Origin of the sequence: Flammeovirga sp. SJP92 (genome assembly GCF_001583495.1) — a bacterium.
Lineage (GTDB): Bacteria > Bacteroidota > Bacteroidia > Cytophagales > Flammeovirgaceae > Flammeovirga.
In genome coordinates this window covers 64,494-80,455 of sequence record NZ_LQAQ01000035.1, presented here as the reverse complement: position 1 = coordinate 80,455, position 15,962 = coordinate 64,494, and the positions used below count along the sequence as shown (strand labels likewise).

The following is a 15,962-nucleotide window of genomic DNA, read 5'->3' as shown; positions in this document are numbered from 1 at the left end:
AAAAAGCTACCCAATGAGGTAGCTTTATAATATGTCTATTCAGAGAATAACTTTTTCGTAATAAAAATTAATTCGCGAAGTCTTTCTCAATACTTTCAATCCAATTTGCAGGACCGCCCTTTACATAACCCGTTTGAATCATTTTCTTGTCTTTAATCATGAAAATAGTCGGGTACCCTCTGACTTGAAATTCTTGAGCTAAATATTGATTTTGGGATCTTAATAGGTCACTTTGTTTGATTCCTTTAGGGAAATCAAGCTCAAGCAAAATGACATTGTTTTCTTTTACCCATTCTTTAAACTCATTTGTATCGAAAATTTCTGATTTAATTTTTTTACACCAACCGCACCAATCGCTTCCTGTAAAGTTTAATAAAATAGGATAATTTTCCTTTTCCATTAATTGAAAAGCTTCGTTGGCATCGTTTGTCCATCCTTCGTTACTCACTTTATCCGTTATTTTAGGGACTTCTTTATTTTCTTGTGCAGAAACTAGTCCTATTAAGGATAAAAAAACGAAAATGGTTAATAAAATTTTCTTCATGGTTTGTTCTTTTTTGATTCACGTTACAACAAATATACCACAAAAATTACTCATTGAAATGTGACTAAGCTCACATACTATATAATTGTTACATAAATGTAAATAAATGTTACAAAACCACTATTTGGTTCATACGCCAATAACATCATTTACAAATATCGTTAATAGTGACTTTAGTAACCTGTAAGTAGTGATGTAAGTCATGTAAAATCAGGACTTTAAGCACCCTTTTTAGAGCTCTATTTTAGAATCATTCTATATTAAAAAAAGATGATATTAAATCTAAAAATAATGAAAAGGATTATACATATTTGTTACGTAGATATGTTAAAAAAGCTACTGTAAGTATTCAATACAAATAAATGAAGAGAATTATCTTTTATGTTTAACAAGTTAATACCTCCTAAGCAATGGCAACCTGTCGTCTTTGTTTTAGTAGGGGCTATTGTGGGTTTGGCACTCTATACAGCACATATTGCTCGTGTAGATTCTTACCTCTCAGATGACCCTACAACATGCGTCAATTGCCATGTTATGACTCCTCAATTCGAGAGTTGGAAGCATAGCTCACACCGAGAACGAGCTACGTGCAACGACTGTCATGTTCCTCAAGACAGTTTTGCTTCCAAATACTACTTCAAAGCTAAGGATGGCATGTATCACTCTTATGTTTATACTACCCGTGGTGAGCCACAAGCGATCATTATGCATGAGGCGGGCAGAGAGGTAGTTCAACAAAATTGTATTCGATGCCACGGTGATCAAGTGACTGATGCTAAGACTGTTGCCTGGGTGCCTTCCAATTTCCATGATAGAACGGACAGAGCATGTTGGGAATGCCACCGTGAAGTTCCTCATGGACGCGTGAGAAGTTTATCTTCTGTTGGACTGGGAATTGAGCAACTACCAGTTCAAAATGTTAAGAAAAATGTTGTACCAAACTGGCTGAAAGACGCCTTAAATAATAAAAAATAAATTCTATGAGTTCTAAAGTGAAGAATTGGCTATTATTTTTTGCCACTCTTTTAGTCGTGGTCCTTTTAGCAATGTTAGGGAGTAACATCGCTGACCGTAAAAGCGAGTCACAATTCGCTTACCAACCTAAAGTAAAAGTTACAAAGTTTGAACCTCGTAACGAGCTTTGGGGAGAAAATTATCCTCGTCAATACCAGTCATTTACTAAAACAGAAGAGGAGACTTTCAAAACAATGAGCAACGGTAATATCCTTACTGATGCGTTAGAAGATACTCCAGAGTTAGTTGTACTTTGGGCCGGTTACGGTTTCTCTAAAGATTACAACCAACCAAGAGGTCACCAACATGCAGTTGAGGATATCAGAAATACATTAAGAACAGGTGGCCCTACAGGTCCTGGTACTGGTCCTATGCCATCTACTTGCTGGACTTGTAAATCTCCGGACGTTCCAAGATTAATGAACGAGATCGGTATTGCTGAGTTCTATGCTGGTAAATGGGCAGATAAAGGTGCTGAAATCAACAACGCTATTGGTTGTGCAGATTGTCACAACAACGAAACAATGGCTTTACAAATCTCAAGACCTGCTTTGATCGAAGCATTTGAGTCTATGGGTAAAGATATTTCTAAAGCATCTCACCAAGAAATGAGATCTTTAGTTTGTGCACAGTGTCACGTTGAATACTACTTCAACAAAGACGTTCCTCAAAAAGGAGTTCCTTACTTGACTTTCCCTTGGAAAAATGGTTTAACTGTAGACGATGCTGAGAAATACTACGATGATATCGAATTCTCTGACTGGACTCACAGTATGTCAAAAACTCCAATGTTGAAAGCACAACACCCTGGTTACGAAATCCACGAGCAAGGTATTCACGCGAAGAGAGGTGTTTCTTGTGCTGACTGTCACATGCCTTACAAAACTGAAGGTGGACAAAAATTCACTGATCACCATATCCAATCTCCTTTAGCAAACCCAGCTAACTCATGTCAGGTTTGTCACCGTGAGGAAGAGAAAGAATTGGTGGAGAACGTTTATTCAAACCAAAGAAAAATCAAAGAAGGTGCGAAGCGTTTAGAGAAATTATTAGTTAGAGCTCACGTTGAAGCGAAAAAAGCGTTAGACTTAGGAGCAACTCCAGAGCAAATGAAGCCTATCCAAATGGATATCCGTCACGCACAATGGAGATGGGATTATGCAGTAGCGTCACACGGTGGTTCATTCCACGCGCCAGTTGAGGTGGGTAGAATTGTAAACACTGGTACTGACAAAGCGCAAGAAGCTCGTATCAAATTAGCTCGTTTATTAAGCGATCTTGGTTTCAAAGGTGAAGTACCTTACCCAGATATCGATACGAAAGCGAAAGCTCAAAAATATATCGGTTTAGATATGGAGAAATTAGAGGCTGAAAAAGAAACATTCAAGAAGAACGTTCTTCCTAAATGGTTAAAAGAAGCTCAAGCTCGTGAAGATGCTTATGGTGTAGAAACTGTATCTAGCAAGTAGTATATACTACTATAAACTTACTTAAAGTGCTGTTGTAGGGGGATATAACATTCCTCAACAACAGCATTTTTTTATCCAATATATTAGACTTAAAATAGTCTATGTATTAATTTTAAGCATGCAAAAAATATTTAAATTCTTATTCTCTAATAAGCTTACTCTGGTTTGCTTATTGATCTACGGGTTTGCTATGGCCTACGCCACATTTGTAGAAAATGATTTTGGCACCCCTGCTGCTAGAGAGATGGTATACAATGCTACTTGGTTCGAAATTGTACAAGCATTATTAGGATTGAATTTCATTGGTAACATCTTTAAATACAAATTGCTACGTGTGGAAAAATTAGGTGTGCTAACTTTCCATGTTGCTTTTATCATTATCCTTTTAGGCGCTTTTGTAACGAGATATTTCGGATATGAAGGAAATATCAGAATACGCGAAGGTGCTAGCAGTAATCAAATTATCTCTCTCGAAAGATACTTTCAGGCTCACATCCACGGAAATGGAATGAATGAAGAGCTAAAAAGAAAAAGTATTTTCACTCAACTTCATCAACCCAACTTTGAATGGGAAAACACCAACAAACAAGATGAAATTATCGTCAAACCCACTTCTTTTGTACCAGATGCAGTGCAATCTATTATAGAAGGTGAGGTAAGCGATGCCGTAATTGAAATTGTGACAAGTACTGATGGTGGAAGAACTTCTGTTTTCCTTGAAAAAGGAAAAAGTATGTTTCTATCTGGTCAGGAAGTAACATTTGATAATTACAAAGAAGGAGCCATTAATATCAAAGAAACTTCTAACGATTATTCTGTTATTGGCCCTGAAAGAATGTCGTACTTCATTATGGCAAGTCAACAAAGTGGTGCTACACCTGCCAAAACAGAAGAAAAATTACAACAGCAAGCCTTGTATACAATGGGCACATTAAAGTTTGTAATTAAGGACATTCACGATGGAATGAAATTAGGATATTCTTCTGCAACCACAAAAAAGATGAAAGCTCAAGCAGCTGATTTACTTTTTGTAGATGTAAGTGTAAACGGTGAAACAAAAGAAGTCATTTTAGCCAGCTTAGAAGGTGTAGTGACTCCTTTTAAAGATGTACACATTGGTGGTTACCACATAGAATTGTCTTATGGTGCTGTGGTTACAGAACTTCCTTTCTCATTATTCTTAAATAATTTTGAGATGGAAAAATACCCTGGTTCTGACAATCCTTCAGCGTATTCAAGTGAAGTGATTGTTCAAGATGGTGACTTGACATTCCCTTATACCATTTTCATGAATAATGTATTGGATTACAAAGGTTACCGTTTTTTCCAGTCTTCATTTGATCAAGATGAAATGGGAACGATTTTATCAGTAAACCAAGATAGACCAGGTACTTTTATAACTTACATTGGTTACACATTAATGACGTTAGGAATGCTATTCTCATTCTTTGAAAAGAAATCTCGCTTTAGAATTGTAAGTGGAAAACTTTCGAAATTGAAAGCACAGCAAAAGAATTTCGTAATTCTATTGGCCATGCTTTTAGGATTTGGAGCTAATAAATCATTCGCTCAAACTGAAGAGGAGTTAGAACAACACAGAATAGAGGTTCAATCAAGATCTCAATATATAGATAAAGATCATGCAGAAAACTTTGGTAGGTTGTTAGTTCAGGATATGGACGGCAGATTAAAACCTATCAATACATTAAGTTCAGAGTTCTTAAGAAAGTTAACACGTAAGTCTTCTTATACATTGGTAAAAGCTGATGGTACAAAGGAGAAGATGAACAATGATCAAGTGTTTTTATCAATTCATATTGATCCTGCATTCTGGCAAACTGCACCTTTGATTAAAATTGACAAAGATGCAGGTGGAGCCATTTTCACACGTATCCAAAAGAAATCTTCAGATCTAGTTTCATTTGATGATTTGATTAACAATGAAGGTGATTATCTTTTGAGAGGCATGGTGGATGAGGCACAAAAGAAAAAGCCTTCTGAAAGAGGTGAATTGGATAAGGAGGTTATTAAAGTAGATGAGCGTTTTAATATTTTATTCCAAGGTTTATCAGGGAATTACTTAAAGGTATTTCCAGCACCTAATGATCCTGATAACAACTGGTTTAATCCAAACTTCGTAGGTACCCCGTTTGCTGAAGAAGATTCGGCTTTTGTGAGAAATATCATGAGAGTTTATTATATGGAAATCTTGAAATCAAGAGAATCTGGAGATTGGACTGAACCGAATACAAATTTGGAATATGTAAGAACTTTCCAAAAAGTGATGGGTGAAAACATTTACCTCTCTGATGATGCGATAAAGTGGGAGTTGTCTTACAATAAATTGAATATCTTTAACAACCTGTTTCCTATCTATTGGTTATTAGGTGTTTATCTGCTTGTATTCGCTTTGTTAAAGGTATTCTACACGAACAAAGGCGTTCGTTTGGCTTATACAGCGGGTATTGGCATTGGATTTAGTGCCTTCTTAGCCTTTACATTCAACTTAGGTTTGAGATGGTATATTGCTCAGTATCCACCTTGGACAAACGGTTATGAGATGTTGATCCTTGTGGCTTGGTCATTATTCTTGTTTGGATTTATCTTCTATAGAAAGAGTGATTTTATCATGCCATTGGTATCATTGTTTGGAGGTACATTATTATTTGTGAGTTTCTTGGATTGGTTAAACCCAGAGATCACCAACTTAGTACCAGTATTAAAGTCCTATTGGTTAAAAATCCACGTTGCAATTATTGTAAGTAGCTATGCACCATTAGCACTTTCTGCATTGCTCGGATTTATTAATTTGATCTTTATGGTGATCCAAAATAATAAATTCAAGAACCCTATTTTAGAATTGACTTACATAAGTGAGTTATCAATGACAATAGGTTTATATATGTTGGCGATTGGTACCTTCCTTGGAGGTGTTTGGGCGAATGAATCTTGGGGACGTTATTGGGGCTGGGATCCAAAAGAAACTTGGGCACTGATTTCAGTAATCGTATACTCTGTAGTGTTGCACTTAAGACTTGTGCCAGCATTAAAAGGAACATATATTTTCAACCTAAGTAGTTTGGTGGCCTTTTCATCAATTGTAATGACATCTTTTGGTGTAAATTACTACTTGACTGGCTTGCATAGTTACGCTACAGGTGATCCAGTTCCGGTTCCAACCTTTGTTTACTATGTGGTAGCAATGGTGATCATTCTAGGAATTTCGGCTTATTTTAGAGAAAGTAATACAAAAATTAAGTCAAAATAATAATATTGATTTTCAGCTTGATAGGAGTTGTATAAAGCGTGAGTAGTAATTTTTTTTTTATTATTCATATAATTTTTATAACTTCAAATTGGGTAAAGAATCATAGATATTGAAAAATATCTAAAAAAAGTAATACTCCCCTGCAATAACTTTTGTTGTAGGGGTTTTATTTTGTCCAATATTTTCCTCTAGTCATTTCCCTCTTTATTTATTTTTCTAATCTATTTGTAGGTAAACTTTTCACCACTTTTTAAAGAATATCCTTGTACAGTAAAATTATTAAAACGCTTAACAAAGTGTAAATGTGTTTAAGTGATGTTTATTTTATTGGTTATTAGTGATATAGTCATTTAGGTATGGGAATTGCATTTAAAAATATTGAATAATGCTAATAAATTATTGTACTTTTTTTAATTGATGAAATTCTTCCACTCCTCAAATTGAATAATTCTTACTACCGATATTATCTAATCTGTTTGATTTTACAATTTTGTCTGTTTACAGAGGTATTTGGACAAGACGCACAGCTTTCACAGTACTATGCCGCACCATTGTACTTGAATCCTGCTTTAGTAGGTTCTTCAGGAGATGGAAGAGCCAACATAAATTACAGAAATCAATGGACTGGTGTACCTTCCAATTATATGACTTTTATTGGAGGTTTTGATGCACCTTTAGCCAATCGACATATTTCTATAGGCGGACAAATTCAGCAGGATCTTATGGCACAAAAAAGCGGTGCAATAGTAGATCGTTTGGTCTTTAATGCAACAGGAGGCTATAAAGTAAAAGTAACCAAAGATTATACATTGAGTTTTGGGTTGCAATTAGGATTTGAACAGTCCTCCTTAGGATTCTACAAATTACTTTTTGGTGATCAAATTGATGATGATGGTATAACAGGTGATCCCACTCAAGATAGAGTAGACCGTGAATCGAATATCTATCCGGATTTTTCAGCAGGAACTATTTTTTACGGCAAGGATATGTGGTTTGGTCTTTCATTTTATCATATTAACCAACCTTCTATTACTAAGTTTAATCAAGGAACGGATCAATTGCCTTTGCGTTTTTCAATGCAGGCGGGGTATAGAATTCCATTGACTTACAGATGGCATGGTAGTGTAGCCAACTATGATGATAAGTTTGTCAGTTTTATGATGCATTATCAATCTCAAGGTAAACAAGATCAATTGAGTACAGGTGTCAATTTGGATTATAATCCCATAGTAGTGGGTGTATGGTATAGAGGGTTGATTTTGAAAGACAACGAAGACCCTAATACATTTAATCATGACGCCATTGTATTTATGAGTGGAGTAAAACTGAAAAAACTGCTATTAGGTTACAGTTTTGATCTACCGATTGGTGGATTGAGAGTATCCGAAGGGAGTTCACATGAAATATCTCTTCGTTACCAATTCAATTTCTATCCGAATTACAGAAAGAAGAAAAAGAAATTAAACAACATCAACGGACCAACTGATAAATGTCCAGTACCTAGTTTATAGCACTTAATGGATTAAATGACGATGAACAAGATTTACACTATACTAACATTATTGATTTTACTCTATTGCTCTGGGCAGTCCTTTGCACAGCAGATATGGGTAACTAATGATGAAGATAAAAATGATTACAATCTAAGTGGTGGAGATGTACTGAAAGCTTGTAATAGGGTCAGTGGAGAATTTAGACTGGAAGGGAAAACAGTTGATTATTGGTTGATAGAAGGAAATAAAATCACTTTAGAACGCCCAAAATACCTTTTTCCAACAGAAGGTGTACATACTATTTCGGCTATCTATTTGGAAGGTGGAGTTGAAACGACTGTGACAGCTACAGTGGAGGTTATAGGTACACCAACATCGGCAGATTTTGAATTGTCAACCTACGAAGGTTGTATAGGTACTACAGTCACTTTTAATTCAAAAGACAGTTACCAATATAAATCATTGAGGTTTTTAATTAATGCTCTTGGAGCAGAAATAGCAGATGGTGGAACTTATACTTTTAATACCGCCGGAACTTATGAAGTAGTGATGGAGGGAATCACTGTGGAAGGGTGTATTGTTGATGTAAAGAAAATTGAAACTATTGAAATCATCGAAGACTTCGACTTTGAAATCGATCCAGATTTTGCTCAAAGTTGTAGCAATTCACTTTCACAGAATTATTCAATTATATCAGAGTCAACAACAGGAATTACTTATACATGGGACTTTGGTGATGGTTCTGCTCAAGTCAATGGAAATGCAGTGAGTCATACTTTTACAGATGCAGCTTCTGATAGCTATACGATTACTGTTTCTGGTGAAAAAAATGGTTGTACAGTGACCAAGAATGCTTATGTAAATTTGAACCTTTCTCAAGATCTTTTTGAAGTAGTATTACCAACCACTTTTTGTGATACCTATACTATTCAACTGAATTCCAACTTACCCTCTGAACTTAATGGTCAAGATATCACTTGGATTATAACAGAAGATGGTGTTCCAACTTCAATTACAAGTCAATTACCGTCAACCATAAATAGGACCTTTACTGATGGTGGTAAAAATATTACTATTGAAGCCGACTTTGAAGGATGTAATGATACAGAGACAATTTCAATCCCAGATCTATTGCCCACAACTATAGCAATTGATGCTAAAACGGAATACTGTGAAGATACCTATGGTGTTGATCTATCCATTGTCAATGAATCAGATTTACCTGCTGGGTATACACTTAGTTGGAGAAGTAGTGATGGACAAACACCAAGTGCTACTAATCCAATTTTTACCTACTCAGATCAAAATCAAAAAACAATTGAATTAGTAGCCTCAGGAAATGGAATTGAATGTACATTAGACCAAATTACTGTTCAATCACAAGATTTATTGGCATCAATCACAAGTAGTAATGGATATGAGGGTTGTGAAGGTTTTAATTCTACTTTCACCGCCACAGTTACGCATTTTGGAAGAACACTTACAGATGCAGAATTGCAAAATGTAAAATGGTCTGTGATAAAAGACGGGGGAACTCCTGAAGAATATTTTACCAATGATTTGAATTATACATTCAATGATCATGGAACTTATTCAATTCAATATGAAGTGGAAAATTTAGACGGTTGTAATCCTAATCCTGAAGTGACGGAAGTTACGGTACTTATTGGTACGATTATAACTCCTACTTTTGATATTGACCAAAACCCAATTTGTAATGACGATGAAAACCCTGCGACTTTTACAAACACAACAGACCTTGTGGCTTTAGGAATTGACCCTACACAAATTGAATTCCAATGGAATTATGGTGGAGGATGGGTTAATAGTTACCATGGTAGTAACATTTATACCAATTATGCACCTGGTGATTATGATGTTTCGTTAAGAGCAATCTACAATGGTTGTGAAAGTCTCATCACAACTCATCAAATTACAGTGGAACCACCAAGAGCAGAATTTGAATTCTATTTAGAAGACGAATGCGATATCAATACACTGGCAATAAATAATATTTCAGAAGGTGACCCTGCCTTTATGACTTTTGATTGGGAAGTCAATGTTGGAGGAAATACTTATAATTTCTCCACTACAGATATGAATAAATTTTATCTATCGGATAAAATTGGTGTGAACTTAACAAGTGGCTCAAATTATTCAGTGACTCTTACAGCCATGCTGGCAACTTGTGAGGACGTTTTCACAGATGCGATTACACCTGAAGCAAAACCAACTGTAGATATTTCTAGTAAGGATTTGGTTTGTAAAGATGAAACTATCACTTTTTCTCCAGGAGCAGGCATCAATGATGGAAATGCAACATTTGAATGGACATTTAAAAAAGATGGTATTGATTATGTTTTTCCAGATGATCCAATCACTGAGGCAAATCCTTCAATTACATTTACAGAAACAGGAGAATACGAGGCGACAGTTAAAGTGACTTTCAATGAAGGTGGCTGTGAATTTACAGAAAGTAAAGGTGGTATTCATGTCATTGACTTAACCGTGTCTGATATGACTGGCGTGACATCAATTTGTTTGAATGATACAGGTATTCCATCTTCACAAACTTTTTCAGTAGATGCTGAAGTTTTAGGCGATCTTACAAAAGTGCCAAATTTCAGATGGCGATGGGAAGTGTATGGTGATGGAAGTACACCATTATTATTAGAAAGTGGAAATGATCCTACAGCTATTACGGAAAGTATCATTTATAATTTTGTCTCACCAAGAAACAACCAAAATAATAGGTATAGAGTTTATTTTTCAGCAGTGCTGGATAGTACAGATACAAATGTGTGTGGGTATACCAAAGAAATAAGAGTTCGAGTAACAGCACCCACAATTGATTTTGGGACGGAAAGCGATAATATGACTTATTTCTTTGACTGTGATAAGGTTGTGTCCACGTTAGATCCAAAACTTGATAGGTCCAAATTACAAAATCCACAAAGTAGGGATTATACCTTAGTGCATTTAGATGCTTCAGGTACAGAGACTGCAATTACGGATTATACGGAAGATAAAAGTGAAAGTTATAATGTGAAGTTTATCATTAATAACTTGCCATCAGGAATAGGTAAAGTGGTTTTATCAGTAGAAGATGCAAATAGCTGTAGTATTTCTGATACCTTAGATATTGATGTGCCTACATTACCTTTTTCAGAGGCAGATTATACACCTTCAGCCACCCAGCTTGTACCTGTTGGAGATGATTATGCTATGCCATGTAGAGGTTCAATCACTTTCACTGACAATGCTGACAACTCAGCAGGAAATTCAACACCAAGAACAGACGTAGATGGAAATGAAATAGCAATAAGTAAGTGGTTTTGGGTAATTACAAGTGATGTAGATGCAGATGCTACAATAGAAACAGATAATGGTAAGCTGGATTACTATTTCGAAGCTGGAAATTTTGAAATCACTTTAATGACGGAAGATGCACAAGGTTGTAGAACGACTTCAAATCCTAAAAAAATAACAGTAGGTGGTGTGAGGGGTGATTTTACAATCAGTAAGAAGATTGGTTATGCACCGTTTAATTCTACTTTTGAAGGTACACCATCCTATGTCAGTGTCAATTCAGGAGACATTAGTTATCGTTGGTTTTCTGGTGATGGTAGAAGTGAGCTAGTAGGGAATACAATTACATTTTTATACGATAGTGTAATTAATGAAGATAGAAGAGCAACACCAGGTGTAATTTTCGAAGATGAGCAAGGTTGTAGTTACCCTGCCAATACCCAAGGAGATATTGTAATATTGAGGGACCCTGAAAGGACAATTACAGATATATTAAGGTGTATAACACAGGGAGATACAATTTTAAATGTATCAGATCCAACATTTACACCAGCAAATAAAGATACTGTTACATACAGTTATAATGCTGAAGTATTTTACCAGTGGTATGTAGACGATGTTGCCATAAATGCTTCAAATGGAGGAACCTCTGATGAAGTTACTTTTACATATGGAAAAGATGGGAATCCATTTACTATTGATCCAGATTTAGAGGAAGGAAGAACATACATTATCAAATCATGGATTGAGGCAGACTATGTAGATAAGATTGATGCTACGAATTCCTTGTCTGAAACTGTAGCGGTACGTTCTGATACTTTCAAAGTAGTTTATGAACCACAAGCCATTGCGAAGCTAGATGACTTTAATCCAATTTGTATTAGTGAAGAATTGGTGTTGGACGGTTCTCTGAGTGATTTTGGAGATTACACTAGAGGAAATATCACTTCATATTTCTGGGAAGTAAGCACATGGGGTGACTCTTTAACAACAGAGCCTGTCATTAATATTCAATTACCAACAGCAGATGATTATACAGTTAAATTGACTGTTACTTCTGACAATAGTTGCTCTTCCACAACGATAGAGAAAACAGTGGTAGTGAATCCATTGCCTATCGTGCAATTTACGACATTAGATATCTGTTTGGGAGAAACAAATACATTTACAAATCAATCTACCTATAATGGTGCGAGTGTCAATGATGATCCGACTATTATTCAAAAGGTAAAATGGTATTTTGATTATGGAGATCCCACTAAAGAAGTTGTGGTAGAAGATGTTTCACCAGATTATACATTTGATGCTGTGGGTTTACATAAAGTAAAACTAGAGGTTTATTCTCTTAGCGGATGTGTAGATTCGGTGATTCATGATGTGGAAATTTATAGTTTGCCTGAAATTGTGATTACTGATGAACAATTGATTTGTTTTGGTGAGTCAATAGAATTGGAAGCAAGTGGTGGTGTTAAGTATTTGTGGAGCACTGGGGAAACAACAGATAAAATTACAGTATCACCAACCGCAGATTCTGTATTTAAAGTACAAGTAACAAATGCAAACAATTGTGTAGAGTTCGATTCTGTAAAAGTGAATGTCATTCCAGCATTTGACGAGACAACGACTTTCTTTGAAGCTTGTGAAGGGGAGTCCATTACTTTAAATGCTGAATTGGTTGATTATCCAGAAACAAGTGAAGATATACTTTGGTCTACAGGAGAGACTACTTCTTCTATTGTGGTGACAACAGGAGGGACTTACCAAGTTTCTAATACAGTGACGCATACTTCAGGAAAGTCATGCACCTTTACAAAAGAAATAGAAGTGGCTTTTAGAGATAACCCTGGGGAACTTGAAGCAGATACTGTATTCTGTTTTGACAGTGGTCCGCTTACATTAACAGCACCATCAGGGAGTAATTTTTCTTACTTGTGGGATAACGCGGAAACAACTCAATCTATCCAAGTAACAGCTCCAGGATTTTATACGGTCACGATAGTGGATAATACACATCCAACTTTATGTGAAACTACTTCCACAATTGAAGTGATTACTCCTGAAGCGGTAGCTAATTTTACAGCTGACGCAGTATGTTTAGGGGAAACTACCGTGATGGATGGATCAGCCTCAACAACCGATAGACCTGAAGTTCCAACAGAATACATCTGGGATTTGGGAGCATATGGAACTATAACTACTACTGAACCAAATTTAAGCTATGACTTCCCTGATCATGGAAGTCACACTATTCAGCTTACAGTGCAACCTGTTGGAGGGTGCCCTTCAGAAGTTTTTTCTGCAGAAGTTGTTGTACATAATATTGTGAATACTAAATTTTCTGTAGGAAATATCTGTCAATTTGATGTTGCTAATTTCGTTAACGAGAGTACATTTTATGGCAACTTGATTAGTAATGATGATACAGGCATCCAATCCGTACAATGGGATTTTAATTATGATGGTATCACACCTAATTTCACAAACAGTGATATAGTACCTTCTCACCAATATAATGAAGTGGGAACTTTTGATATCTATCTTGAAATCACTACTGAGGATGGATGTACTACTAATTTCCAATCTTCTATCACAGTACATGAGTTGCCAACTGTCGCTATTTCAGATGATATTTATATATGCGAAGGTGATATGACGGAGTTGATTGTAAGTGGCGGAGTGGCATATGAATGGATTACAACATCGGAAACGACAGATAAAATTCAAGTCAACCCTACTGAAGATACAATGTATAAAGTAAAGGTGACCAATGAACATGGTTGTGTCTCTTATGATTCTACTATGGTTTATGTAATCCCTTCTTTTGATGAAAGAACTACTTTCTTTGAAGCTTGTGAGGGAGAATCAATTACTTTAAATGCTGAATTAATTGATTACCCTGACACGAATGAAGATATTATTTGGTCCACAGGAGAAACTACGCAGTCTATCGTAGTAACTGAAAGTGCTACCTATACAGTTTCTAACACAGTGACTCATAGCTCTGGAAAGGTATGTACGTTCACGAAAGACATCGAGGTGATTTTTAGAGAAAACCCAGGAATGCTAAGTGCTGATACCGTTTTTTGTTTTGATAAAGGTGCCTTAACGCTAACAGCCCCCGCAGGAAGTAATTTCACTTACTTATGGGATAACAATCAAACATCAAGATCTATTCAGGTAAATGACCCTGGAATGTATACCGTTACGATAGTGGATAATACACATCCAACTTTATGTGAAACTACTTCTACAATTGAGGTAATCACTCCTGTAACTATAGCTAATTTTACAGCAAGTCCTGTATGTTTGGGAGAGACAACTCTTTTTGATGCTTCGGGATCTACAAGTGATCATGAAGACTTACCAACTGAATACATTTGGGATCTTGGAAAGTATGGAGAGTTCATCACAACAGAACCTTCTTTATCATATGATTTCCCTGATCATGGTACGCATCCTGTACAACTGATCGTTCAGCCAATTGGCGGTTGTCCTTCAGAAGTATTCTCTTCAGATGTCGAAATTCATAATTTAGTAGATACAAAGTTCACGGTTGACAATATTTGCCGTTATGATTTTGCTGAGTTTATTAATGAAAGTACTTACTATGGAACGTTAATCAGCAGTGATAATGCAGGAATTCAATCTGTACAATGGGACTTTAATTACGATGGAACAACACCAAATTATACAAGTACTGAAATTTCACCTTCCCATCAATATACAGAGGCTGGTACTTATGATATTTATTTAGAAGTAACAACAGAAAATGGTTGTGCAACGCACTATCAAGCTTCTATTACAGTACACGAATTGCCTGAAATTACAATTTCCGAGGACATCTATATTTGTGAGGGAAGCAGTACAGAATTGACCGTTAGTGGAGGAGTTGCTTATGAATGGTTGACTACTTCTCAAACTACAGAAAAGATAAACGTAAGCCCTACAGAAGACACCATGTATAGAGTGAAAGTGACCAATGAACATGGTTGTATTGCTTATGATTCGGTGACCGTATTCGTGATTCCTGAAATTGAAGATGAGAAAACAGAAATTCAAATTTGCTTGGGAGAGGAATACACATTAGATGGAAGTATTGGTGAGTATGAAGGAACGGTAGAAAGTTTTGTTTGGTCAACGGGAGAAAACACACCAACTATTGATGTTTCAACCCCAGGAGAATATATTGTGACAAATACCGTAAGACATATCAGCGGAAAGGAATGTACTTTCTCTAGAGCCTATACACTTTATGTAAGAGATAATCCACCTGAGTTTGCTACTTCAGATACAATTTTCTGTTTCAGAACAGGAGGGGAAATTGAAATTACGGCTCCAGGGGGCGACAATTTTGTTTACTATTGGGAAGATTCGGGTGAAACAACTCAAACTGTAAAAAGAGACGATCAAGGCACTTTTGAAGTAAGGATTATTGATACAACTTATGAAACAGAATGTGAATTGTATACCTCTATTAATGTTGTGGATTTATGCCCGCCTCAATTATTTACACCAACAGCAATGACACCAAATGGTGATGGTTTAAATGATGAGTTCCTCATACGATCTCGATATGCAATTAATATCAAATTGAATATTTACAACAGATGGGGGGAAATCATTTTCAGTAGAGAATACAAAGATTCCAGTGAGGCGAGACAAGAAGGAAACGGTTGGGATGGTATGTATAGAGGCAAACTTGTTCCAGGTGGTGTATATACTTATACGATGGATTATGTCAGTGAACTCGATGGTAGTATTCATAGAGATGCGAATTCACTCACCGTTATTCGATAGTAATTTGCAGTAAAATTTCAGAGAAAGCTCATGATGAAAATTCATGGGCTTTTTTTATGATTTTTTCT

6 protein-coding genes are annotated in these 15,962 nt (G+C 36.0%); 5 read left to right on the top strand and 1 reads right to left on the bottom strand.

Annotation, left to right across the window (positions count from 1 at the left end):
- Nucleotides 1-67: 67 nt before the first annotated feature.
- On the bottom strand, nt 68-544 hold the full coding sequence (locus AVL50_RS08845; protein ID WP_062616127.1) for a thioredoxin family protein: 477 nt from the start codon (nt 542-544) through the stop codon (nt 68-70).
- 381 nt (nt 545-925) lie between these two features.
- Between AVL50_RS08845 and nrfH the strand changes: the two genes are divergently transcribed.
- The 5 genes from nrfH to AVL50_RS08820 all read left to right on the top strand — a co-directional run bounded on the left by nrfH (nt 926) and on the right by AVL50_RS08820 (nt 15,894).
- Nucleotides 926-1,519 carry a cytochrome c nitrite reductase small subunit gene (gene nrfH, locus AVL50_RS08840; protein WP_044205878.1) on the top strand — a complete coding sequence of 198 codons (594 nt, stop codon included), beginning with the start codon at nt 926-928 and terminating at the stop codon, nt 1,517-1,519.
- A 5-nt stretch (nt 1,520-1,524) separates the two neighbouring features.
- On the top strand, nt 1,525-3,027 hold the full coding sequence (nrfA, locus tag AVL50_RS08835; RefSeq protein WP_223241370.1) for an ammonia-forming cytochrome c nitrite reductase: 1,503 nt from the start codon (nt 1,525-1,527) through the stop codon (nt 3,025-3,027).
- A gap of 118 nt (nt 3,028-3,145) precedes the next feature.
- Nucleotides 3,146-6,295 carry a cytochrome c biogenesis protein gene (gene ccsA, locus AVL50_RS08830; protein WP_063850631.1) on the top strand — a complete coding sequence of 1,050 codons (3,150 nt, stop codon included), beginning with the start codon at nt 3,146-3,148 and terminating at the stop codon, nt 6,293-6,295.
- Nucleotides 6,296-6,735: 440 nt separating this feature from the next.
- On the top strand, nt 6,736-7,806 hold the full coding sequence (locus AVL50_RS08825) for a type IX secretion system membrane protein PorP/SprF (RefSeq protein WP_062616125.1): 1,071 nt from the start codon (nt 6,736-6,738) through the stop codon (nt 7,804-7,806).
- Between the two features lie 21 nt (nt 7,807-7,827).
- Nucleotides 7,828-15,894 (top strand): PKD domain-containing protein, encoded by an 8,067-nt coding sequence (locus tag AVL50_RS08820; protein WP_062616124.1) that lies wholly within the window; start codon nt 7,828-7,830, stop codon nt 15,892-15,894.
- Nucleotides 15,895-15,962 lie beyond the last annotated feature (68 nt).